We start from the raw sequence: 23917 nt of genomic DNA, 5'->3' as shown, positions 1-23917 counted from the left end.
GGCATGAAGCTGGGCGGCTGCATGCCCCTTAAATGCTTATCGGAACGCATGAATTCTCTTGGCATCTGGTATGCCAGGGGCTAGAGTTGGACTCGTTCTAAAGAAGAGATACGAGACGCATCGATGAGTCACGACGTGCACGAGGTCCGCCCGTTCGAACATCCGGGCGAGGGACGGAAGCGAGCCAAGGCCACGCCCAAGGGGCGGCAGGTCGATCCCACCGCCGCGCACGAAATCGAGCAGCTGCTCGGCGACAAGCCGCGGCGGCGCGATCTCTTGATCGAATATCTGCACCTGATCCAGGACAAATATCACCAGATCTCGGCCGCGCATCTCGCCGCGCTCGCCGACGAGATGAAGCTCGCCTTCGCCGAGGTGTTCGAGACCGCGACCTTCTACGCGCATTTCGACGTGGTGAAGGAAGGCGAGCCTGATATCGCGCCGCTGACGATCCGCGTTTGCGATTCTCTGACCTGCGCGATGCTGGGCGGCGAGAAGCTGCTCGCCGACCTGCAGAGCACATCGGGTCCGGGCATCCGCGTCGTGCGCGCGCCCTGCGTCGGCCGCTGCGATACCGCGCCGGCGGCTGAGGTCGGTCACAACTTCGTCGATCACGCGACCGTGGCCAATGTGATGGCGGCGGCGAAGGGCGGCGACACCCACGCGCATCTGCCTGAGTACGTTGACTACGACGCCTATGTCGCCGGCGGCGGCTACAAGCTGCTCAATCGCGTGCGCTCGGGCGAATTGCCGAAGGACGATCTGCTGAAGGCGCTCGACGACGCCTCGCTGCGCGGCCTCGGCGGCGCCGGCTTCCCCACGGGCCGGAAATGGCGCGCGGTGCTTGGCGAACCCGGCCCGCGGCTGATGGCGATCAATGGCGACGAGGGCGAGCCTGGCACGTTCAAGGACCGCGTCTATCTCGAAAGCGATCCGCATCGCTTCATCGAAGGTATGCTGCTCGGCGCGCATGTCGTGCAGGCCTCCGACGTCTACATTTATCTGCGCGACGAATATCCGGCATCGCGCGAGATCCTCGAGCGCGAGATCGCAAAGCTTCCGCCAGGCGGTCCGACGCTGCACATGCGCCGTGGCGCCGGCGCCTATATCTGCGGCGAGGAATCCTCGCTGCTCGAAAGCATCGAGGGCAAGCGCGGATTGCCCCGGCACAAGCCGCCTTATCCGTTCCAAGTCGGCCTGTTCGGCCTGCCGACGTTGATCAACAACATCGAGACGCTGTGGTGGGTGCGCGACATCGTCGAGAAGGGCGCGGACTGGTGGAAGGGCAACGGTCGCCATGAGCGTCACGGCCTGCGCAGCTTCTCGGTCTCGGGCCGCGTCAAGAACCCCGGCATGAAGCTGGCACCCGCCGGCATCACCGTGCGCGAATTGATCGACGAATATTGCGGCGGCATGGCCGACGGGCACCAGTTCTATGCGTACCTGCCGGGCGGCGCGTCGGGCGGCATCCTGCCGGCGTCCATGGACGACATCCCGCTCGATTTCGGCACGCTGGAGAAATACGGCTGCTTCATCGGTTCGGCCGCGATCGTGATCCTGTCGCAAAAGGACAGCGTGCGCGCGGCGGCGCTGAACCTGATGAAGTTCTTCGAGGACGAGAGCTGCGGCCAGTGCACGCCGTGCCGTGTCGGAACCCAGAAGGCGGCGCAGCTGATGCAGAAGCCGGTCTGGAACCGCGCACTTCTGGAAGAATTGAGCCAGGCGATGCGCGATGCCTCGATCTGCGGGCTCGGACAGGCGGCATCGAATCCGCTGTCTACCGTGATCAAATATTTCCCTGACGAGTTCAAGGAAGCGGCCGAATGACCAAAATTACGTTCGAGCTCGACGGCAAGCAGGTCGAGGCCAAACCCGGCGAGACGATCTGGCAAGTTGCAAAACGCCAAGGCCGCGAGATTCCGCATCTGTGCTATTCGCCGGCGCCCGACTACCGCCCCGACGGCAATTGCCGCGCCTGCATGGTCGAGATCGAGGGCGAGCGCGTGCTCGCCGCGTCCTGCAAGCGCACCCCGTCGGTCGGCATGAAGGTGAAGACCGAGTCCGCGCGTGCGGTGTCGGCGCAAAAGATGGTGATGGAGCTGCTCGTCGCCGACCAGCCGGCGCGCGAGACCTCGCACGATCCGGATTCGAAGTTCTGGCACTGGGCCGAGACCACAGGCGTCACCGAGAGCCGCTTCCCCGCAGCCGAGCGCTGGGCGACCGACGACAGCCATCCGGCGATGCGCGTCAATCTCGATGCCTGCATCCAGTGCGGCCTCTGCGTGCGCGCCTGCCGCGAGGTCCAGGTCAACGACGTCATCGGCATGGCGTATCGCAGCCATGGTTCGAAGATCGTGTTCGACTTCGACGATCCCATGGGCGAGTCCACCTGCGTCGCCTGCGGCGAGTGCGTGCAGGCCTGCCCGACCGGCGCGCTGATGCCGGCCGTCATGCTCGACGAGAAGCAGACCCGTGTCGTCTACGCCGACAAGAAGGTGGATTCGCTCTGCCCGTTCTGCGGCGTCGGCTGCCAGGTGACCTACGAGGTCAAGGACGAGAAGGTGATCTACGCGGAAGGCCGCGACGGCCCCGCCAATCACAATCGTCTCTGCGTCAAGGGCCGCTTCGGCTTCGACTACATCCACCATCCGCATCGTCTGACCAAGCCGCTGGTTCGGCTGCCGAATGCGAAGAAGGATTCCAACGACCAGGTCGACCCCGCCAATCCCTTCACGCATTTCCGCGAAGCGAGCTGGGAAGAAGCGCTCGACATCGCAGCCAAGGGCCTCGTCAGGATCCGCGATGAGAAGGGCGTGAAGGCGCTGGCCGGCTTCGGCTCGGCCAAGGGCTCGAACGAAGAGGCCTATCTGTTCCAGAAGCTGGTGCGCACCGGCTTCGGCTCGAACAATGTCGATCACTGTACGCGGCTCTGCCACGCCTCGTCGGTGGCGGCGCTGTTCGAAGGCCTGAGCTCGGGCGCGGTGTCGGCGCCGTTCTCGGCTGCGATGGATGCCGAAGTCATCATCGTGATCGGCGCCAACCCGACCGTGAACCATCCGGTCGCCGCGACCTTCATCAAGAACGCGGTCAAGCAGAATGACGCAAAGCTGTTCGTGATGGATCCGCGCCGGCAGACGCTGTCGCGCCATGCGACCAAGCATCTGCAATTCAAGCCGGGCTCCGACGTCGCCATGCTGAATGCGATGATCAACACGATCATCACCGAGGGTCTGACCGACGACCAGTATATCGCCGGCTACACCGAAGGATTTGAGGACCTCAAGGAGAAGATCAAGGAATTCACGCCGGAGAAGATGGAGGCGATCTGCGGCATCCCGGCGCAGACGCTGCGCGAGGTCGCGCGGACCTACGCGCGGGCAAAGTCGTCGATCATCTTCTGGGGCATGGGCATCAGCCAGCACGTCCACGGCACCGACAATGCGCGCTGCCTGATCGCGCTCGCGCTGATCACCGGCCAGGTCGGCCGTCCCGGCACAGGTCTGCATCCGCTGCGCGGCCAGAACAACGTGCAGGGCGCCTCCGATGCCGGCCTGATCCCGATGTTCCTGCCGGACTATCAGCCGGTGAGCCGCGACGATCTGCGCGGCGCGTTCGAAAAACTGTGGCACCAGGATCTCGATCCCGTCCGCGGCCTGACCGTGGTCGAGATCATGAACGCGATCCATGCCGGCGAGATCACGGGCATGTATATCGAGGGCGAGAATCCCGCGATGTCCGATCCCGATCTCCAGCATGCGCGCCAGGCGCTCGCCATGCTCGATCATCTCGTCGTGCAGGATCTCTTCGTCACCGAGACCGCGTTCCATGCCGACGTCATCCTGCCGGCCTCGGCCTTTGCCGAAAAGGACGGCTCGTTCACCAACACCGATCGCCGCGTGCAGCTCGCGCGCCAGGTGATCAAGCCGCCGGGCGATGCGCGGCAGGATCTCTGGATCATCCAGGAGATCGGCAAGCGGATGGGCCTGCCCTGGAATTATTCCGGCCCCGGCGACGTCTACACCGAGATGGCGGAGTTGATGCCCTCGCTCAAGAACATCAGCTGGGAGCGGCTGGTGCGCGAAGGTGCCGTGACCTATCCGGCCGACGATCCGAACAAGCCCGGCAACGAGATCATCTTCACCACGGGCTTCCCGACCGCGAGCGGCCGCGGCAAGATCGTGCCGGCCAAGGTCATCCCGCCGGATGAGCTGCCCGACGCCGAATATCCGATGGTGCTCTCGACCGGCCGCGTGCTCGAGCATTGGCACACCGGCTCGATGACGCGCCGCGCGCAGGTGCTTGACCAGATCGAGCCGGAGGCGGTCGCATTCATGTCCCCGAAGGACATGCACCGGAAGAAGCTCGCGCCCGGCGATTTCATCCGGCTGGAGACCCGCCGCGGTGCGGTCGAGGTCAAGGTCCGCTCCGATCGCGATGTGCCCGAGAACATGGTGTTCATGCCGTTCTGCTACGCGGAGGCGGCGGCCAACTTGTTGACCAACCCGGCGCTTGATCCCTTCGGCAAGATCCCGGAGTTCAAGTTCTGCGCGGCCAGGGCCGAGCGTGCGGAGATGCGGGACGCGGCGGAGTAATACTCCGCCGTCGTTGGGCGGCGTAGCACCGTCAACGCCCACTGTCGTCCCGGCGAACGCCGGGACCCATACCGCGTGATCTCGCGATTGCGGACGGTCGCAGCCCCTAACGACTAGGCTTCGCCAAACTCCTTCCTGTGGTTATGGGTCCCGGCGTTCGCCGGGACGACACTGAAGGTGTGGCGCGTATAGACATCCTCCTTGCCATGGCTTCGCTCCTCGCAATGACGGTGGTAAACATCGTGCATGTCCAAAGTCACCCCAGCCACGCGCGCGCTTGCAGCCGCCGGCGTTGCCTTCACTGTCCACACCTACGACTACGATCCTGACGCCGAGAGCATCGGGCTCCAGGCGGCGTCGGCCCTCGGTGAAAATCCGTCGCGCGTGCTGAAGACGCTGATGGCGCTGGTGGACGGCAAGCCGATCTGCGTCGTCGTCCCGTCCGACCAGGAAGTCTCCATGAAAAAGCTCGCCGCTGCCGCGAGCGGCAAGTCGGCGCAGATGATGAAGCCGCCGGAGGCCGAGCGCGTCACCGGCTACAAGGTCGGTGGCATCAGCCCGTTCGGGCAGCGCAAGCCGGTGCGCACCGTGATCGAGCAGAGCGCGCTCGCGCATGATCAGGTCTATCTCAACGGCGGCCAGCGCGGCTTGCAGGTTCGGCTGAAGCCGGGCGACGTGCGGGATGTCCTGAAAGCGGTCGTCGCGGATGTGGTCGCGTGAGCGCCGCGCGTTACTGCTTCTGCAGCAACTTGAGCCGGCAGCGCAATGCCTCGCGGATATGCGCCCGCGCAAGCTGTTCGGCCTTGTCGCCGTCGCGCGCGGCGATGGCGTCGATGAGGGCCTGATGCTCGCCGTGGCTGGTCGAGGGTCGGCCTGTCACCGTGAAGGTGGTCGGGCCCAGCAGCGCAATCCAGTCCTGCAATTCGCGCGAGGCGTTGTCGAGATAGCGGTTGCGCGCGGCGCGGCAGATGGCTTCGTGGAAGGCGCGGTTGAGCCGCGCCATCTCGGCAGCGTCTGGCGCCGACGCCTCGATAAAGGCTTGCTCGATATCCCTGAGCGCGTGGACTTCGGGCGCTGAGGCGTGCTCGGCGGCCAGGCGCGCTGCAGCACCTTCCATGATCTCGCGCATGGCGTAGAGCTCGAGCACCTCGGAAATGTCGAGGTCGCGCACGATCAGCCCGCGGCCGCCGGCGGGCTCGACGAAGCCGCGGGCCGCGAGACGGCCAAGCGCCTCCCGGACCGGCGTGCGGCTGACCTTGAGCCGCTGCGCGACCTCTTCCTCGCGCAGCCGGTCGCCGGCGCGGTAACTGCCGGCCTGAAGCGCCTCGCACAGCGAGCGGAACACGGCTTCGCCCAGTGCCACGCCGCCGCCGCGTGCGATCGATCCGCCTGACTTTGCCGCGCGCTTGGCCATGTTTCCTCACGGCGCATCCTGCCCATGCAGAGATGGCACTTGCAGTACCGATGTATATCTTTGTATACAAACGTACGCAATGGCTGCCCTGGGTCGATCGGGGTCCTCGGCGGCAGAATGTCTCTAACTTCGTCGCATCGGGCAGACGGGATGAGCAGCAAATACGACGTGCTGGTGATCGGCGGCGGCAATGCGGCACTGTGCGCGGCGATCTCGGCGCGCCGCGGCGGGGCCTCGGTGCTCGTGCTGGAGGGCGCGCCAAAATTCTATCGCGGCGGCAACACGCGTCACACCCGCAACATGCGCTGCGCCCACGATGCGGCGACTGAGATCCTGACCGGTCCCTACACCGAGGAGGAGTTCTGGCAAGATCTGCTGCTGGTGACGGGCGGCCAGACCGACGAGGACCTCGCGCGCCACATGATCCGGGAGTCCAAGGACATCCTGAACTGGATCGTGGAGCAGGGCGTGCGCTGGCAGCCCTCGCTCGGCGGCACGCTGAGCCTTGGCCGCACCAACTCCTTCTTTCTCGGCGGCGGCCGCGCGATGTTGAACGCGCTCTATCTCACCGCCGAGCGGCTCGGCGTCGACGTCGAATACGACGCCGAGGTCACCGATCTCGTGATCGAGGACGGCATGTTCCTCGCCGCGCGTCTCAAGCGGCCGATCAAGGGCGAGACCGAGATCCGCGCGACGTCGCTGGTCGCCGCTGCCGGCGGGTTCGAGGCCAACATCGAATGGTTGAAGCAATATTGGGGCGAGGCCGCTGACAACTTCCTGATCCGCGGCACGCCCTATAATCGCGGCTCGATCCTGAAGATGCTGCTCGACAAGGGCGTGCAGGAGGTCGGCGATCCCACCCAATGCCATGCGGTCGCGATCGACGCCCGTGCGCCGAAATTCGACGGCGGCATCATCACCCGCCACGACTCCGTCGTGTTCGGCATCGTCGTCAACAAGCATGCCCAGCGATTCTACGACGAAGGCGAGGACATCTGGCCGAAGCGCTACGCGATCTGGGGCCGGCTGGTCGCGGCGCAGCCCGACCAGATCGCCTATATCATTTTCGACTCGACCGTCGTCACCAGCTTCATGCCGACGCTGTTCCCGCCGATCGCCGGGCAGACCGTCGCCGAGCTGGCCGGCAAGCTCGAGCTCGATCCGGCCGCGCTGGAAAAGACCATCACCGAGTTCAATGCGGCCGTGCGGCCCGGCACCTTCGATCACACCATCCTGGACGATTGCGTGACTGAAGGCATCACGCCGCCCAAGACGCACTGGGCAAGGCGGATCGAGACGCCGCCCTATCTCGCTTATCCGGTGCGGCCCGGCATCACCTTCACCTATCTCGGCACGCGCGTGAACAAGGAGGCGCGGATGCTGATGGCTGACGGCAAGCCGTCCGCCAACATGTTCGCGGCCGGCGAGATCATGGCGGGCAACGTGCTCGGCAAGGGCTACGCGGCCGGCATGGGCATGACCATCGGCAGCGTGTTCGGGCGGATCGCGGGACGGGAAGCGGCGAAACATGCACGGAACTAGAATTCTGGACGAAGCCGACCGTCTGATGACGGTCTGTAATTCCTGCCGCTACTGCGAGGGTCTTTGCGCGGTATTTCCCGCCATGGAGATGCGGCGCGCCTTCTCCGATGGAGATCTCAACTATCTCGCAAACCTCTGCCATTCCTGCGGCGCCTGCTACGTCGATTGCCAGTTCTCGCCGCCGCACGAGTTCAACGTCAACGTTCCGAAGACGCTTGCGGTTGCGCGTGCCGAGTCCTATGCGGCCTATGCCTGGCCGCTGGCGTTGTCCGGTGCCTTCGCCCGCAACGGGTTCGTCATCAGCGTCATCGCCGCGCTCAGCATGGCCGCCTTCATCCTCGGCTTTGCCGCCCTCAACGACCACAGCGTGTTGTTCGGTGTGCACACCGGCCCTGGTGCCTTCTACAAGCTGATGCCGCACAACGCGATGGCCGCATTGTTCAGCGCCGCCTTCCTCTACGCGATCCTCGCGCTGGTCATGAGCGTGCGTGCCTTCTGGCGCGACATCGGCACCCCCATTGGCGGTCGCGCCGACGGCGGCTCGATCTTCCAGGCGATCCGCGATGCCGGGGAACTGCGCTATCTCCACGGCGGCGGCGTCGGCTGCTACAACGAGGACGACAAGCCGACCGACCGGCGCAAGCTTTTCCACCACCTGACGTTCTACGGTTTTCTGCTGTGCTTCGCCGCGACGTCGGTGGCGACGCTCTATCACTACCTCTGGAGCCGGGAGGCGCCGTATCCGTGGTGGGATTTGCCCGTGGTGCTGGGGACACTCGGCGGCATCGGTCTCATCGTCGGTCCGATCGGCCTGTTCGTTGCGAAAACGCGGCGTGCACCGGAGTTGCTCGACGAGCAGCGCTACGGCATGGACGTCGGCTTCATCGCCATGCTGTTCCTGACCGGCTTCACCGGCATGGCGCTGCTAGTCCTGCGCGAGACCGCGGCCATGGGGCCGTTGCTGGCCCTGCATCTCGGCGCAGTGTTCGCGCTGTTCATCACCATGCCCTATGGCAAGTTCGTGCACGGCATCTATCGCTTCGCGGCGCTGGTGCGTTATGCGCAGGAACGGCGCAGCGAAGCCGGCTCTTGAGAGGCATGCGCGGCTGACGTATTTCTTGGGCCGTTCGCGCACAGCGCGAATCGCTTAGGGAGCCCGCGCTCATGTACATGTTTCTGCCTTTCCTGCTGGCGCTCGCGGGCTGCGCGAGTGCCTGGCGTTCGCGTGCGGGACTGAGCTATGCGCTCTGGAGCGCAACAATCGTGGTCACGGTCGCATGGTTCTTCCACCACGCGACCGATCCGCTCAAATTCTCGTTCTGACGGTGTCGAGATGAGCCCTGCAGAGCTGAGCGAGCAACGGCCGGTCGGCGCGGTCCTGAACATGCTTGGGCTGCTTGGGATCTCGTTGATCCTGACGGTGGCGTTCGCCTATCAGCTTGCGCTCGGCGAGCTGCCTTGCCCGCTTTGCCTGTTGCAAAGGGCCGGGTTCATCGCGGTCGGCATGGGGTTCCTGTTCAACCTGCGCCTCGGCGAACGCGGGTCTCATTACGCGATGATCCTCGTGGCCAGCCTCGTCACCGGCTTCATCTCGATGCGGCAGGTATCGCTGCATCTTGCGCTCGGCGATCCCGGATACGGCTCGGCGCTGTTCGGGCTGCATTTCTACACCTGGGCGCTGATCGCGGCGATCGGGATCGTGTGTTATGTCGCGCTCGTCTTCATCCTGAAGGATGTGACCGGCAAGCGAGACGGGGACGCGCCTTTGAACGGTGCGGCATCGAACACGGTCTTCGCGATCTTTGCGTTGCTGGTCGCCGCCAATCTCTTGTCCACCGTGCTGGAGTGCGGCGCGGGGCAGTGCGACGACAACCCGGTTCGCTATCTCCTGCTCAAGTGATCGGATTGAAGCGGCCTTCGTGCAGGAACGCGATCGTCTGCTCGATCGCGACGGCATTTCGTGGAAGTCCGGTGTGCGATGCCTTGACGACGATGTGGTCGGCCATGTCGGCCAATTTCGCGCTTTCGACGGAAACGCGTCCGTCATTGGGCCGCGGCAGGACAAAGGCCGAGGTGATTGGCGCGGTGGTGCGGCATCCCGCGATGACGCCGATCGCATAATCGGGCGACGGCAGGGCGGCGAGCACAGGGGGCTGGGCTGTCGAAAGCTGCGAGCCGGCCGGACCGAAAACAGCGCGGTAGAGCGAAAGGTCCTTCAGGAGATCGGCGACTTCGCTGCCGCCGTTGGGCGTGCCCAGCATCACGACACGGCCGAGCCGCACCGGACGATATCTCGCGATGTAAACCCGGGCGAGTAGCCCGCCCATGGAATGGGCGACGAAGTGGATAGCGCCGTCGCATTGCGCTGCAAACGCGGCGACCGGCGCGTGGATGTCTTCCGCAAGCTCCTCGAGCGGCTTCTTGCGGCTGGGGTAGCCGAGATTGAGCGTGGCGAAGCCGTGACGCTGCAACGCCCGATCCAGCCTCTTCAGCGTCCAGGCACCGACGCCGATGCCGTGAAGCAGGACGACGCCGTCGCACCGGGCTTCCGCCGGAGCGACGGCCGTGGACTTGTCGTCTTTACGCAACCTCGCGCTCCGGCGAGGACGCCTGCTCACGGGCCATCGTCGTTGCCGTGACATAGTCGGTCTTGCCGGTGCCGAGCAACGGCACCTTGTCGACCACCATGATCGCCGCAGGCACGGTCAGCTCGGACGCGCCAATCGCCTTGGCCTGGCCCTGCATCGCACTGCGCTCGGCGGTCTTCTCCGTCGTCAGCAGCACGATGCGCTCGCCCTTGCGCTGGTCGGGGATCGACACGGCGACCGAGGCGGCTTGCGGCCACAGCGTCGTCGCGATGCTCTCGACCGCCGACAGCGAGACCATTTCGCCCGCGATCTTGGCGAAGCGCTTGGCGCGTCCCTTGATGGTGATGAAGCCGGCCGCGTCGATCGCCACGATGTCGCCGGTGTCGTGCCAGCCCTCGGCGAGCGGTTCGAGCACGCCGGGGTTTTCGGCCCTGAGGTAACCGAGCATCACGTTCGGTCCGCGCACCGAGAGGCGTCCACCTTCCTCGATGCCGGGGACCGGATCGAGGCGGCTTTCCATCAGCGGCGAGAGGCGGCCGACGGTGCCGGGGCGATTGGCCATCGGCGTGTTCATCGCCAGCACCGGCGCGGTCTCGGTGACACCATAGCCTTCCAGGATGCGGATGCCGTAGCGCTCCATGAACACCTGACGTGTGCGATCCTTCACCGCCTCCGCGCCGGCGATCACCAGGCGCAGCGTGCGGAAGTCGTAGGCGTGCGCCGAGCGCGCATAGCCGGTGAGGAACGTATCGGTGCCGAACAGGATCGTGGCGCCGGTCTGGTAGATCAGCTCTGGCACGATGCGGTAGTGCAGCGGCGAGGGGTACATGTAGATCGGAATGCCAGCGAGCAGCGGCATCATCATTCCGCCGGTGAGCCCGAACGAGTGGAACACCGGTAGCACGTTGAACACCTTGTCATTGGCGTTGGCGTCGACTCGCGCCAGCGCCTGTGCGGCGTTTGCGAGGATATTGCGGTGGGACAGCACCACGCCCTTGGGCGTGCCTTCCGAGCCCGACGTGAACAGCACGACGGCCGGATCATTCGCCTCGCGAGCGACACGCGGCGCGGTGCCTGCGAGCAACCCCTTGATCTTGTCGGCCGTACCGATCGAAGCGCGGACATCCTCGAGATAGACGACGCGGGCTTCCGCGGAGATCGCGGCCATCAGCTTGTCGAGCTTGCCCTTCTCGATGAACGCTTTCGAGGTCAGCACGGTCTTGACCTGCGCGGCCTTCATGGCGGCGAGGACGTTGACCGGGCCGGCGGAGAAGTTGAGCATCGCCGGGACGCGGCCGATGTTTTGCAGCGCCATGAAGACGACGGCGACGCCCGCGGAATTCGGCAGCAGCACGCCGACATTCTCGCCGGCTACCGTGCCGGCTTCGAGCTTGCGGCTCAAGACCTGCGCGCCGAGGATCAGCTTGCGATAGGTCAGCTTGGTGCCGAGCGCGTCCTCGATGATGACCTTGCCGGTATCGCGGTCGCGATAAGCATGTCCGAGCGCTTCGAACAGCGTGTGATCGAGCATGGCGTTCTTGACCATGGCGTCGATCATCACGTCCTGGAGCGCGGCGCCCGCGGCATTGCGGCGTGCCTTGCCCTTCAGCGACGGATCGACCGGAAGCTTGACCGGCGGCAGGATCGTAACCGTCACCCGCGGAAACCACGAGCGCTTGATCTGGCTGCCGTTGAGATAGCTGAGATGCGAGCGCTGCGCGCCCTCGATGCGAATGGGCACGACCACCGCGTCGGCCTTGTCCGCGATCATCGCGGTGCCGTCATAGACCTTCATCAGCGAGCCGGAGACGGTGATGCGTCCCTCCGGGAAGATGACCACCGGCTCGCCGGCGGCGACGAGCTTGATCAGGTCGCGTGCGGCCAGCGGCTTGGTCGGGTCCATGGTGTAGTGCTTGACCACCCGCAGGAACGGCTTGGCCCACCAGGCCTTGGAGATGCCGGTATCGACCGCGAAGCTGGCATCGATCGGGAGCACGGCGTGCAGCAGCGGGCCATCGATCAGGCTGACATGGTTCGGTGCGATCAGCATGCGCGTGCCCGGAGGCGGCAGGTTCTCGAGGCCACGAACCTCGGTACGGAACAGCGCGCGGAACAGCAGCCCGCCGAAATCGCGTACGCCTTCCTTGCCCCACTTGGTCAGCACGAACCACACCGCGCCGAAGCTGGCGACGCCGAGGCCGAAGAAGATCCAGCCGATATGGAGGCCAGCTGCCTGGAGCAGTGCGACGAACAGCGAGCCGACCACCATGAAGGCAGCCTGCAGCACGTTGCCGGCGGCGATGATGCGAGCGCGCTCGGTCGGTTGCGACCAGGCCTGGACGGCAGCAAAGGACGGAACGACGAACAGGCCACCGCCGAATGCGAAGGCGACGAAGTCGATCAGCATGCGCAGGCCGGCGAACGAGGTTGCGAAGTCGACCGCGGCGATGTCCTGCCCCTTGGCGGTCACACCGATGGCCCAGGCGAGATCAAGGCCGGCAAACCCCATGATGATCGCGCCGATCGGCACCAGCGCGAGGTTCGGGCGGACGTGGCTCAGGCTGGCCGCGAACAGCGAGCCGATGGCGATGCCGATCGCGAAGGTCGCAAGACACAGCGTCACCACGCCTTCGGTGCCACCGACGACCTCCTTGACCAGCGCCGGCAGCAGCGACAGCACGATGGCGCCGACCAGCCAGAACCACGAGACGATCACGGTGCCGTCCCACAGCCGCTTGTCCGCGTAGAGCGTCTTCAACAGGCCGACCGTCGAGGTCCAGGGATTGGCGGTGACGGGCAGGTCGGGGGCGGATGGCGTCGTCTGCGGAATGCGGGAGGCGAAGGCCCAGGACAGCAGGGCCAGCAGGACCACGGCCGATGCAACCCAGCCCATATGCGCGGAGCCGGCCACGAACTGGCCGCCGGCGACGGTGCCGAGCAGGATGGCCATGAAGGTGGCGCCTTCGACCAGCGCGTTGCCGGTTGCGAGCTCACCGAGCTCGAGCTGGTCCGGCAGCATGGCGTATTTCACGGGACCGAACAGGGCGGCGATGACGCCGAACAGCGCGAGCGCCGTGAACAGCAGCGGCACCGAGTGCAGGAAGAAGCCGGCGGCGGCAAAGGCCGCCGCAAAGATCTCCGCGAATTTGAGCCGCCGAGCAACGACGGATTTGACGTATTTGTCGGCGAGCTGGCCGCCGAGCCCCGACAGGATGAAATAGGGGAAGATGAAGACGGCGCCTGCGACCGTCACCAGCGCGTCGCCGTGGCCGGTCGCGGCACTGTAAAGCAGGATGATGACGAGTGCGTTCTTGAGCACGTTGTCATTGAGCGCCGAGAAAAATTGCGCCCAGAACAGCGGCGCAAAGCGGCGTGACGACATCAATTCCCTGATCATGACAAGTCCTGTTTTGGGAAGGCAGCCTGAGATTGTTACGTTGTCGGTGAGGCGTCACGACCGGAAGCTTACGGGACGAACGATGGCTGGATGACGACGGTCGCCGGCCTGCTCTGTCCCCTCGACCCTTCCGATCCTGTTGGTCTCCAAATGGTCTCGTTAGGTTCGCAAATATCTGGTCGCAGCCGTGGTTCGGACGGACTGGCCGCGCTTTTCCGGATACCGCGCGGAGCGATGAGGAAAAGTTGAACCGCATCGCCAAAGGCCGCGACATCGGCTGCGAATGTCGGGACATGGTAAGTCCTTCCTTGCAACCGGGTCTTGCATTCGAGCCGACCGGAACGTCCCGGGTGCGCACGCCTCAGGTGAGATGAGCGAGGTGGCGAAAGGGCGAGAGGCGGCCGAGCAGGCTGAACCGACGGCCCGCGTGACGGCTACGGGCGCGGCTCGCCCGCCACATCCGAAAGGTCGCGCGGCGCTCGGTGAGCACGCCAGCGATGTCGCAGGCATTTGCGATGCGATCGATCGGTTGCATCGCGAACTTGAGGACGGCCCGGCCAAGGCCGGCCACGAGAGCTGCGGCGTCGTCGACGAAGGTGGTGGCGATATCAACAGCGAGGGTTTGCATTTTGCAGATCTCCGGGTTAATTTGAACAATGTTCACATGAGTAGCTTGAAAATGAACAATGTTCAAGAAGAATCGCCACGCGACCAGAAAAAAAATCGGCGGAGGCTCCAGATCCTGGAGATCGCCCGCGACATTATTTCAGCTAAGGGGCTGAGATCATTGAAGGTTCGTGACGTTGCGGAGGCTGCCGGCTGCTCGGTGGGCAGCGTCTATAACGAGTTCGGCGACTTCGACGGGGTGATCCTGACGGTCAATCGGGAGACGGTTCAGGCGCTCACGGTGCGGCTTGGCGAGGTCCCGGGGGAAGATCCCGTTCGCCAGCTCTACGGGCTGGCCGCGACCTATCTCGAATTTTTCGCCGAGCACGCAAACCTGCTGCGCTCGTTGTTCGAGCATCGGATGGAGGACGACCGTCCTTATCCCGACGACATCCTTCAGATGGTGATGGACGCTTTCGCGCTGATGCATCCACCCCTGGTGCAGCTGCTACCGGCTGCGGACGACGTGCGGATCGCGCTGCTGTCGCGCACGCTGTTTTCCGCCGTGCACGGAATCATCTCGCTCGGCCTCGAGGAGCGCATGGTGGCGGTGCCGCCCCAGATGCTGCGCCAGCAGGTCGAGCAATTCGTCGATACGCATCTCGCCGGCCTCGGGATCGTGCCGGTCGGCGCACGGTCGCCTTGAGGAGGCCAAGCGGCTACCAAGCGTATCGCAGGCTCGCGGTGCCGGAATAAGTGGTGCTGCGCGCCGCGAACTCGCCGTCGAACTTCGCCGACAGGGCAACGCCGTTCGAAAACTTCAGCTCGGCACCGGCAGATGCGAGCGCGGTGTTCTTGGCCGGCGTTGCGCCATTGACGATGAAGCTCGCGCCGGGCAGCGTCTGGAATGCGGCGACGAGCGTCGGATCGCTCACCCAATCATGGGCCCAGGCCGCGCGGCCGCGCAACGTGAGGACCGAGTTCGGCGTGACCAGCGTCGCGCGATCGAAGCGCGCGCCGAGCTCACTCCGTGTGTCGGAGGCCGTGCGTCCCTGATAGGTCAGGCCAAAGCCGCTGCCGGCCAGATCGGCCTCGGTATAAGTCGGTGTGCGAAAAGCCTGCGCCTGCGCCGCCACGTACGGCGTGAAGCCGCCAATCGGCGTGGCGAAGCGATAGCCGCCCTCGATGCGGCCTCCGACGGTTTGCGCGTCGAATTTGGCGGTGAGCTGGTTGCCGAACGGAGCGAGCCGGTCTGTCGACATCCAATGATTGGCCACGGCGAGAGAGGCGGCGAAATAGGCCGGCCCTGTACGCACGGCGGTGTAGACGCCGGCCTGGATTGCATCGCTCTTGCCGCCGCCGATCGCCTGCGCGAGGTCCCATTTGGTGCCGCCGCCCGACAGCGCGAAACCGACCAGCGCATCGCGGCCGAAATGATAATCGGCGCCGGCCGCGACGCCGCCGGTGCGCGCGCCGAGGTCGTGACTGCCGATCACGACGGGGTCGCCGCTGGTGCGGTTGGTACCGCCGAACGCCGTGCCCCAAGCCGTCCAGCGCTCCGCAAAGACCGGCGCTTTCATGGCAGGCGTCCCCAGCACCTTGTTGTAGGCGAGGGCGATATCGTCCGGCAGCGCGGCGCGTTCGGGGCTGAAACCAAGCGCCGTGTCGCCGGTGCTCATGCCACTGCGTCCACCTACGAACGGATCAAGCATGAGGCCGAGGAATTGGCTCGTGAACTGGAAGGCGCCCTGCTGGGCGCCGGTGGCGGCTTCACCCGAAAGCTGGTCCAGACTGTAACGGAGTTGGGCGTCGCTCTGGCCTGCGAAGGAGGAGAGGAAAGGCAGGTTGGGACCGAACGCGCTCAAGGCGCCGGCCACGGCCTTCTGGTTCTGCGTCTGGGCGAGGGAGAGGAATGCGGCGTTGTTGTAGTTGAGCGTCAGGAAGACGCTGAACCCGTCATAGCTGAGGGAGGAAGCGAAGAGCAGCGGATTGTATCCGCTGACAGTCACGCCCGAGAAGCTGCCGGTGACGCCAGTCGTCGTGCTCAGGATCGTGTATTGCGTCGAGGGGTTATAGGCGCCGGCGATCGTGTTGACTGCGACGGTGCCGCCGTTCAACGCTGCGCTGACCGCGAGGATCTTCTCGGATTGTCCGGTAGCGGTGACGGAGATCGCGTAGGTCGAGCCGGCGTTGAATGTGACATTGCCGGAGCTCGTCAGCGTACCGAGATTGCCGGGCAAGACCGTGCCGCCCGATAGCACCGTGATATTGCCGATCGCGCCGTTACCGCTGAGGATGCCCGCGCTGACGGTCGTCGCGATGTTGGGCATCGAGCCGTTCACCTCGACGGTGCCGGCCAGGACATTCATGGTCGCGATCTCCGTCGTCGAGCCGTTCATCGTCCAGGTGGAGCTGCCGGTCTTTTCCAGCACCTCGAATTCCCGGAACTGACCGGCCGCGCCGAATATGCTGAGATTGAACGCTGCGTTGGTGGCCCCGCCCAGGCGCAGCGTGTCCGTTCCGTTGCCGCCGAGGACCCATCCCGTGATGCTCGATCCCGCTCGCAACTCGAAGACGTCGTTGCCTCCCTTCAGGTCGACAGCCGTGCTGACGCCACCGCTGATGATCGTGCCTGAGTTGATGATGGTGTCCTGATTGGCCGAGCCGATGATTGCCGTGCCCGAGGCACTCGAGATCGTGCCGGCGTTGCTGACGACGTTGCCGTCGGCCGCGCCGCTCAGATCGACGGCCGCGACATTGATGGCATGGACAAAGCCGCTCGACAGGATGTTCGCCTGATTGTTCGCCGACCCGGCACCGATGCTGATGCTGATGGCTCCGGTGACGCCGTTTCCGACCGTACCTCCGATCACGATGATGTTGTTGCTCGAATTGGCCAGTGCGAGCCCCGACGTGCCGAGGCTCGATGACCCAACCATGGCGCCGGCATCCACGGTGATGGTGTTGCCGCCGCCGCCGATCACTGCAATGCCGTCGCTGTTGGCGGATGTGACCGTTGCGTTGCCGAAGACCTTGGCCGCGCTATTGGATGCCGCCTCGAGGACAACGCTGGCAAAGGTCGGGTCATTCAGAGAGGTCGCGGTGCCGTCTCCAATGTTGACGGTGACACCGCTGACCACGGGCGCCGTCTTGATCTGGGTGTTGCCCGCTCCGGTGCAGGTGATCGAATCGCCTGACTGCAGCGCTGCCTGCGCGCCGCTTCCAGTCACCACACAGGCCGCCTCTGCCGGCGTCGCGAGCCACGGCAGCGCACCACCTGCGGCAACAGCGCCGATCGCGGTGCTCAAGAGAAACGCACGCCGCCGACACGTCTTCGCGCGACGGATCCGGGGCGGGGGCAACAAACCATTCCAGGGCACCTGCAAACTCCTCTTTCGGCACGGTCCGGGCGGAATTCGGACCGCAACGTTGGCTGGTGCCATGCTTAGCGAGGGAGGTTCTGGCCATCGTGGATCAGCGCGCAAGGCGGTGTGGCGGAAAGCGAAAGACGCAGTTTTTTGGGAGCAATGTGGCCGCGGCGTCACATAGCCGCGCCGCTGCGACGCCGTTGGACGATGTCTGCAATCGGATGCCGGGGTTGAGAGGGCGCCGGCGCCTGTCAACCTCGCGCTGCGACGGCCTCGCGCGGACGGGCTGCAACGACGACGACGTCCGGTCTGCCATTGTCGACCTGTACCCGGTTGCGCCCCTTTTCCTTGGCGCGGTAGCAGGCGGCATCCGCGCGCCGCATGGCGTCCTCGAGCGTGGTGTTGCCGTCCGCGATACAGGCGACGCCGATGCTGGCAGTCACCGCGAAGCAACGATCGTCCCAGGCGAAGGTGAACAGCTCGAGCGATCTGCGCAGGCGTTCGGCGATATCGACGGTGGTCGAGGGCGAGCACTGCGGCAGGATCAGGCCGAATTCGTCGCCGCCGAGCCGGGCCACCAGATCATGCGGCCCCCGGTCCTGTTGCAGCAGGCGCGAGACCTGGCAGAGCAGGCGGTCGCCGGCGAGGTGGCCGCAGGTGTCGTTGACGCTCTTGAACTGGTCGAGGTCGAGCAGGATCAGGCCCAGCGAACCCGCCGCGGTGGTGTCCAGCACGCTTTGCAGGCGCGCCTCGAAGGCGCGGCGGTTGGACAGGCCGGTCAACCAGTCGTGCGATGCCTGCCATGCCAGGCGCTCCTTCTCGGCATGCAAAGCATCCTCGAACGCCTGTCGTTGCAGCATCAAGCGCCGCGTGTGCCAGATCAGGAGCAGGATCAGCGTCGCGGCCGCCACGATGTTGATGCACGTCAGCGTGACCTTGATGGCGCGCGAGCCTTCGCCGAGGACGGTCGAGAACCGCTTTGCATGCACCGTGAACTGCGTGTTGAGTTCCGAGAGCCGCGACGACAGCAGCCGCAGGCGGTCGCGGTCCTCAATGGGTCCGTGCGCCAACTCGGACCGGATGACCTCGCCGAAGACGCTGAGCTCCAGCAACATGGGATCGGTGGCCGCCCACTCGTGGATCGCTTCCTGGAGGAAGCTGACGCGGTTGAAATAGCGGAACAGCCAGATCAATCCCGGAACGTCATCGGGATGGTTGCCGCCTTGCAGAAACCCGACGCGGGCGGCCTCGACGTCGACCGGATCGCGCTCGAGTGCCCAGCGCGCGAACTCATCGCCGATGGGAACGGCGAGGGACGCCTGGTAGTGGGTGAACTGGCTCGGTTCGCCTGAATGCAGATAGAGATTGAGGAAATAGACCGCGTTCTTCTGTGACCGCGACCACATCGCTTCGCCCGCGACATAGGCGCGGACCGATGACATCACCTCGAGGCTGAATCCCGCGATCGTTGCCTGGAGCACGACGACCATCACGAATGGCGAGACAAGTTTGATGACGTGAAGGAAACTACGCCCCTTCGTCGACGTCGCTGTTCTGCGAAACACCCTGCATTCCCCAAATCGATCAACGACCCCACCGGAGCGTCGCGCCTGCAACGCCAAGTAGAGGGGAAAGTTGCTTAACTCGACCCCAAGGACGCAGGCGACTGCACTGCAGGGTGAAAGCGTCGTGAAGCGGATGCCCGCAGATCGTTGCAAATGCCGACCAACCGGAACCGATGCGGTCGTGGCGAACCAATGCCTCGCATTCGTCCTGCGCGGTTTACCTGATCGAGAGAGTTTGGTCCGGCGCTAGACCAGCACCGGCTTGCGCACCCGGCCAGCGTCGCCGAACACGCGCAAATAGCGTTCGATCTCGGAGGGCATGCCGGTCGCCTTCTCCGGATTGTCCGAGAGCTTGACGGCCGGGTGGCCGTCAACCGACGACACCTTGCAGACCAGCGAGATGGGATCGAGATTGAACGAGCCGTCCGGCGGGCAGCCGACGAAATCATTGGTGAGGTTGGTGCCCCAGCCGAACGAGAGCCGCGAGCGACCGGAGAAGTGGTGATAGGTCTCCTCAATCGAGCCGACATCCATCGCATCGGAGAAGACGAGCAGCTTGTCCTTGGGGTTGCGGCCCTTCTTTTCCCACCAGGCGATGATCTCCTCGCCGGCCTGGATCGGTGGCGCGCTGTCGGGGCGGAAGCCGGTCCAGTCGGCGACCCATTCCGGCGCATCGCGCAGGAAGGATTTGGTGCCGAAGGCGTCGGGCAGCGCGATCAGGAGATTGCCGCCATAGGTCTGGCGCCATTGGTCGAGAATGCGATAGGGCGCCCAGCGCAACTCCTCGTCGTCCTTGGCAAGCGCAGCCGCGACCATCGGCAGCTCATGCGCATTGGTGCCGATGGCTTCGAGATCATTGTCCATCGCCAGCAGCACGTTGGAGGTGCCGATGAAGGACGGGCCCAGGCCTTCCTTCACCGCCTCGACGCACCAGCGCTGCCAGAGGAAGCCGTGGCGGCGGCGGGTGCCGAAGTCGGAGAGCCGCAAATTCTCGAGCTGGCGCAGCCGCTCGACCTTGGTCCACAGCTTGGCCTTGGCGCGGGCATAGAGCACGTCGAGCTCGAAGCGGCCGCGGCCCTTCATCGCGGCGCGCGACCGCAACTCGTTGAGGATGGCGAGCGCCGGAATTTCCCACATCGTGGTGTGGGTCCAGGGGCCGTGGAAATGCAGCTCGTACTGGCCCTCGACCTTGCGCAGCTCGTATTCGGGCAGCCGGAATTCGGCCAGCCAGCGGATGAAGTCCGCCGAGAACATGTGGGTCTTGCCGTAGAAGGTGTTACCGGCAAGCCAGATCAGCTCTTTCTTGGCGAAGCGGATGGTGCGGGCGTGGTCGAGCTGGGCGCGCAGCTCGCCCTCGTCGATGATCTCGGCCAGCCGCACATGGCGCGAGCGGTTGATGACCGAGAAGGTCACCTGCTGATTCGGATAGTCCTCCCGAATCATCTGCAACATCAATAGCTTGTAGAAGTCGGTATCCAGCAGGCTGCGGATGATGGGGTCCAGCCGCCAGCTATGATTGTAGGTCCGGCTCGCAATATCGGTCACTGTCATGGGACAATTCTAGCGTGGCGGCCCTCGCGCAACCAGTGGGTTTGGCGAAGGGCAGACTTCCCTGAAACCGTAACCGAGGCTCAGTCTCCGGCCGCCGTTGCCGCCACGGTTTCGAGCTGGCCGCGGATCCAGCGATGGGCCGGGTCTTTCTGATAGCGCTGATGCCAGACCATGAACATCGGCAGCTCGGCCAGCGTCTTTGTCCGCGACGCCAGCGGAATCGGTACATGCGCAAAGCCGCGCATCACACCGGAGGCGAGCAGGCTCGGCATGCTGGCCAGCATCTGCGAGCCGTGCAGGAAGGGCGGCACGCCGGAAAAGCTCGGCACGGAGATGGCGATGTCACGAAGAAAGCCGTTCGCCGCCAGCCGGCGGTCGAAGTCGAGCCGCTCGTTGTCGGTATAGACCACCGTGATGTGGCGTGCTGCGAGATAGGCGCTGCGGCCGGCCGGCGCGGTGCGCGCCTTGGGATCGAAGTAGCAGACGTAGTGATCGCTGAGCAGCCGCTTCTGCACGATGTCCACGCCGGATGGCGGCAGCGGCGTGACCATGAGATCGCAGCGGTTTTCGCGCAGCATCGCGGGCGACGGCGATTGCGAGGGGATCACGCGCAGGTTCAGGCTCCTGACCTGTCCCGCGACATGATCGAAGAACCGCGGCAACAGCAGATCGCGCTGGAAATCATTGGCGGCGATCGTCAGCGAAAGCTGCGCGCGCGCCGGCTCGAAGGTGACGCCGCCGGCAAAGCTGCGCATCTCGTCGATCAGCGCCCGCGCTTTCGCAGCCAAGGCCTGGGCATGGGCGGTGGCGACGATGCCGCGGCCGGATTTGGCAAACAGCGGATCGCCCGCGATCCGCCGCAACTTGTTCAGCCCGTGACTGACCGCCGATTGCGTCAGACCAAGCCGCGTCGCTGCCGCCGTGACCGAGCCTTCCTCCAGCACGGCAAGGAACAGTTCGAGGGCGTGGCCGTCGAGCGCCAAATGATCGATTTCCTTCATGTAATTCATTATAATCGATCTATTTATCTTGAGAATAGATCGTCCCATGATCTCCCGATAAGCCGCGCCCCCGGACCCGGGCGCCACAGGGAGAGACAACGCCGATGAACGTCCAGGCGCCAGCCTTGCAGGATCCCCGCCTCAACCGACCCGAGCCGTTCAGCCTTCGCGACGGCGGCTTCTTCCAGCGCGACCGCTCGATCCATCCACCGGCACATGCGCCCGGCTACAAATCCTCGGTGCTGCGCTCGCCGCGCCAGCCGCTGCTGTCGATCGAGAACTCGGTCTCGGAGATCACGGGTCCGGTGTTCGGCCACAACGATCTCGGCCCGCTCGACAATGATCTGATCCGCAACTACGCCAAGGATGGCGATCCCGTCGGCGAGCGCATCATAGTCCATGGCCGCGTGCTGGACGAGACCGGCCGCGGCGTGCCGAACACGCTGGTCGAGTTCTGGCAGGCCAATGCCGGCGGTCGCTACCGGCACAAGAAGGACACCTATCTCGCCCCGATCGATCCGAATTTCGGCGGCTGCGGCCGCGCGCTGAGCGACGACACCGGCTACTATTATTTCCGCACCGTGAAGCCGGGTCCCTATCCCTGGCGCAACTTCGTCAACAGCTGGCGTCCCGCCCACATCCACTTCTCGGTGTTCGGCTCGGGCTTTGCGCAGCGGCTGATCACCCAGATGTATTTTGAGGGCGATCCCCTGATCCCGGTCTGCCCGATCCTGACGACGATCCCGGACAAGGACGCGCTCGACCGCCTCGTGGCGCCGCTCGACCTCAACGCCTCGACGCCGTTCGACTCGCTCGCCTACCGCTTCGACATCGTGCTGCGCGGCCAGCGTTCCACCTATTTCGAAAATCGCACCGCGGGGAACTGAGCCAATGCCGCAGCCGCTCGACTATCTCAAGGAAACCGCCTCGCAGACCGCCGGGCCCTACGTCCATATCGGCCTGATCCCGGCCATGGCCGGCTTCGACATTTTTAAGAAGAACTTTTCTAACGTGCTGGTGACGCCGAACACGCCAGGCGAGCGCATCACGCTGGAGGGCAAGGTGTTCGACGGCAGCGGCACGCCGCTGCGCGATGTGCTGCTCGAAATCTGGCAGGCCAACGCAACCGGCCGCTATAACCATCCGGCCGATCGCCCGGCCGGCCCGGTGGACGAGGAGTTTCGCGGCTGGGGCCGCGCCGGCTCCGATTTCGAGAGCGGGTTGGTGACGTTCGAGACCATCAAGCCGGGCGCGATCACGGACAAGGCAGGCCGCAAAGGCGCGCCGTACGTCAATATCTGGATCGTCGCGCGCGGCATCAACATCGGTCTCAATACGCGGCTCTATTTCTCCGACGAAGAAGCCGCGAATGCCGCCGACCCCGTGCTCAACCTGGTCGAGCCGCCGGTGCGGCGCGCGACGCTGATCGCCACGCGCGGTGAGCGCGCCGGCAAGGTCGTGTACTCCTTCACGATCAATCTGCAGGGGGCGGAGGAGACGGTGTTCTTCGACGTCTGACGATCCGCCGATCGCCCCGCAGGATCATTCCACCTGGTCGCCTCGATTGATCGATCCGCGCGTGGTGGCTTGCGGTGGTTGCGGGCGCATCTCGCGCGATCCCGGCCGCTCGGCCGGGGCGCGCCCCACTCTTGGCTTCAGCTCTGTCAAATCGATGAAGACGTCGGCCTGCCGGCGCAGTTCGTCGGCAACCATGGGAGGCTGGCTCGCAAGCGTGGAGACGACCGTCACGCGGACGCCGCGGCGTTGCACGGCTTCCACCAGTGAACGAAAATCCCCATCGCCCGAGAACAGCACGATCTGATTGACGTGCTCGGCGAGTTCCATGGCGTTCACGGCGAGTTCCACATCCATGCTGCCCCTCATCTTGCGGCGGCCGGTCGTGGCGTCAACGAACTCCTTGGCGAGCTTGGTGACGACGGTGTACCCGTTATAGTCGAGCCAATCGATCAATGGGCGGATTGACGAGTATTCCTGATCCTCGCTCACGGTCGTGTAGTAGAAGGCTCGCAGCAACGTACCTCGGCCGTGAAATTCGCCGAGCAGGCGCCTGTAGTCGATATCGAAACCGAGCGCCTTGGTGGCGGCATAGAGATTGGGGCCATCGATGAAGACCGCAATCTTCTCAAACGAAGACATTATGCACTAATCCCCAGTTCCGCATTGAAGCCGGCAGGTTCAGCCGCCAGGGCTGTGTGCCGGCCGGAAAACGTCGAAGTCGCCGATGGCCCGCGGAAAAAGGCGGCGCAGACGGCCGGAGGGGGGGCCGTCCCGC

The 23917-nt window shown here is 65.0% G+C and carries 19 protein-coding genes; 10 read left to right on the top strand and 9 right to left on the bottom strand.

Annotated features, from left to right (window positions below; genetic code table 11):
* The first annotated feature begins 123 nt into the window (after nucleotides 1-123).
* The 3 genes from ACVJ5M_RS39035 to ybaK all read left to right on the top strand — a co-directional run bounded on the left by ACVJ5M_RS39035 (nucleotide 124) and on the right by ybaK (nucleotide 5312).
* Complete coding sequence (locus ACVJ5M_RS39035) at nucleotides 124-1827, top strand: NADH-ubiquinone oxidoreductase-F iron-sulfur binding region domain-containing protein (protein ID WP_063985264.1); 1704 nt, start codon at nucleotides 124-126, stop codon at nucleotides 1825-1827.
* Entirely contained in the window at nucleotides 1824-4592 is a 2769-nt protein-coding gene (gene fdhF, locus ACVJ5M_RS39030) for a formate dehydrogenase subunit alpha (protein ID WP_063985263.1), read from the top strand. Before ACVJ5M_RS39035 ends, fdhF begins: the two co-directional genes overlap by 4 nt.
* Nucleotides 4593-4838: 246 nt before the next feature.
* On the top strand, nucleotides 4839-5312 hold the full coding sequence (gene ybaK / locus ACVJ5M_RS39025; RefSeq protein WP_063985262.1) for a Cys-tRNA(Pro) deacylase: 474 nt from the start codon (nucleotides 4839-4841) through the stop codon (nucleotides 5310-5312).
* A gap of 10 nt (nucleotides 5313-5322) precedes the next feature.
* Here the strand turns inward: ybaK and ACVJ5M_RS39020 are convergent, their stop codons facing one another.
* Complete coding sequence (locus ACVJ5M_RS39020; protein WP_063985261.1) at nucleotides 5323-6006, bottom strand: GntR family transcriptional regulator; 684 nt, start codon at nucleotides 6004-6006, stop codon at nucleotides 5323-5325.
* Nucleotides 6007-6156: 150 nt separating this feature from the next.
* Here ACVJ5M_RS39020 and tcuA point away from each other — a divergent pair, with 150 nt between their 5' ends.
* The 4 genes from tcuA to ACVJ5M_RS39000 all read left to right on the top strand — a co-directional run bounded on the left by tcuA (nucleotide 6157) and on the right by ACVJ5M_RS39000 (nucleotide 9448).
* Nucleotides 6157-7548 carry an FAD-dependent tricarballylate dehydrogenase TcuA gene (gene tcuA / locus ACVJ5M_RS39015; RefSeq protein ID WP_063985260.1) on the top strand — a complete coding sequence of 464 codons (1392 nt, stop codon included), beginning with the start codon at nucleotides 6157-6159 and terminating at the stop codon, nucleotides 7546-7548.
* On the top strand, nucleotides 7535-8641 hold the full coding sequence (tcuB, locus tag ACVJ5M_RS39010) for a tricarballylate utilization 4Fe-4S protein TcuB (protein WP_063985259.1): 1107 nt from the start codon (nucleotides 7535-7537) through the stop codon (nucleotides 8639-8641). Before tcuA ends, tcuB begins: the two co-directional genes overlap by 14 nt.
* A gap of 71 nt (nucleotides 8642-8712) precedes the next feature.
* Complete coding sequence (locus ACVJ5M_RS39005) at nucleotides 8713-8871, top strand: DUF5993 family protein (protein WP_187387802.1); 159 nt, start codon at nucleotides 8713-8715, stop codon at nucleotides 8869-8871.
* Between the two features lie 10 nt (nucleotides 8872-8881).
* Nucleotides 8882-9448 carry a disulfide bond formation protein B gene (locus ACVJ5M_RS39000; protein ID WP_063985258.1) on the top strand — a complete coding sequence of 189 codons (567 nt, stop codon included), beginning with the start codon at nucleotides 8882-8884 and terminating at the stop codon, nucleotides 9446-9448.
* Here the strand turns inward: ACVJ5M_RS39000 and ACVJ5M_RS38995 are convergent.
* From ACVJ5M_RS38995 to ACVJ5M_RS38985, 3 genes are all read right to left on the bottom strand, one after another.
* A complete protein-coding gene (locus ACVJ5M_RS38995; protein ID WP_063985257.1) occupies nucleotides 9441-10136 on the bottom strand; it encodes an esterase/lipase family protein in 696 nt (231 codons plus the stop codon). The genes ACVJ5M_RS39000 and ACVJ5M_RS38995 overlap by 8 nt on opposite strands.
* Entirely contained in the window at nucleotides 10129-13533 is a 3405-nt protein-coding gene (locus tag ACVJ5M_RS38990) for an acyl-[ACP]--phospholipid O-acyltransferase (RefSeq protein ID WP_063985256.1), read from the bottom strand. Before ACVJ5M_RS38990 ends, ACVJ5M_RS38995 begins: the two co-directional genes overlap by 8 nt.
* A 361-nt stretch (nucleotides 13534-13894) precedes the next feature.
* Nucleotides 13895-14161 carry a hypothetical protein gene (locus ACVJ5M_RS38985; RefSeq protein WP_063985255.1) on the bottom strand — a complete coding sequence of 89 codons (267 nt, stop codon included), beginning with the start codon at nucleotides 14159-14161 and terminating at the stop codon, nucleotides 13895-13897.
* 51 nt (nucleotides 14162-14212) lie between these two features.
* Here ACVJ5M_RS38985 and ACVJ5M_RS38980 point away from each other — a divergent pair, with 51 nt between their 5' ends.
* A complete protein-coding gene (locus ACVJ5M_RS38980; protein ID WP_283018848.1) occupies nucleotides 14213-14845 on the top strand; it encodes a TetR/AcrR family transcriptional regulator in 633 nt (210 codons plus the stop codon).
* A 13-nt stretch (nucleotides 14846-14858) separates the two neighbouring features.
* Here the strand turns inward: ACVJ5M_RS38980 and ACVJ5M_RS38975 are convergent, their stop codons facing one another.
* From ACVJ5M_RS38975 to ACVJ5M_RS38960, 4 genes are all read right to left on the bottom strand, one after another.
* Nucleotides 14859-17447 (bottom strand): autotransporter outer membrane beta-barrel domain-containing protein, encoded by a 2589-nt coding sequence (locus ACVJ5M_RS38975; protein WP_231144288.1) that lies wholly within the window; start codon nucleotides 17445-17447, stop codon nucleotides 14859-14861.
* A 311-nt stretch (nucleotides 17448-17758) separates the two neighbouring features.
* Complete coding sequence (locus ACVJ5M_RS38970) at nucleotides 17759-19072, bottom strand: GGDEF domain-containing protein (RefSeq protein ID WP_041955081.1); 1314 nt, start codon at nucleotides 19070-19072, stop codon at nucleotides 17759-17761.
* A gap of 246 nt (nucleotides 19073-19318) precedes the next feature.
* Nucleotides 19319-20623: a nicotinate phosphoribosyltransferase gene (pncB, locus tag ACVJ5M_RS38965; RefSeq protein WP_028159033.1), complete on the bottom strand. Its 1305-nt coding sequence runs from the start codon at nucleotides 20621-20623 to the stop codon at nucleotides 19319-19321.
* Between the two features lie 80 nt (nucleotides 20624-20703).
* The gene (locus ACVJ5M_RS38960; RefSeq protein WP_063985254.1) at nucleotides 20704-21633 is read right to left on the bottom strand and encodes a LysR family transcriptional regulator; all 930 of its coding nucleotides are present in this window, start codon (nucleotides 21631-21633) and stop codon (nucleotides 20704-20706) included.
* A gap of 95 nt (nucleotides 21634-21728) precedes the next feature.
* Between ACVJ5M_RS38960 and pcaH the strand changes: the two genes are divergently transcribed.
* Nucleotides 21729-22511 (top strand): protocatechuate 3,4-dioxygenase subunit beta, encoded by a 783-nt coding sequence (gene pcaH, locus ACVJ5M_RS38955; RefSeq protein ID WP_063985253.1) that lies wholly within the window; start codon nucleotides 21729-21731, stop codon nucleotides 22509-22511.
* 4 nt (nucleotides 22512-22515) lie between these two features.
* Nucleotides 22516-23142, top strand: coding sequence for a protocatechuate 3,4-dioxygenase subunit alpha (pcaG, locus tag ACVJ5M_RS38950; RefSeq protein WP_063985252.1), 627 nt, complete (start codon nucleotides 22516-22518; stop codon nucleotides 23140-23142).
* Between the two features lie 24 nt (nucleotides 23143-23166).
* Here pcaG and ACVJ5M_RS38945 read toward each other — a convergent pair whose 3' ends face one another.
* Nucleotides 23167-23781, bottom strand: a complete 615-nt coding sequence (locus tag ACVJ5M_RS38945; RefSeq protein ID WP_063985251.1) for a LabA-like NYN domain-containing protein — start codon at nucleotides 23779-23781, stop codon at nucleotides 23167-23169.
* Nucleotides 23782-23917 lie beyond the last annotated feature (136 nt).

Source organism: Bradyrhizobium sp. S3.7.6, from assembly GCF_054061875.1.
This window is presented reverse-complemented; position numbering and strand designations above follow the sequence as displayed.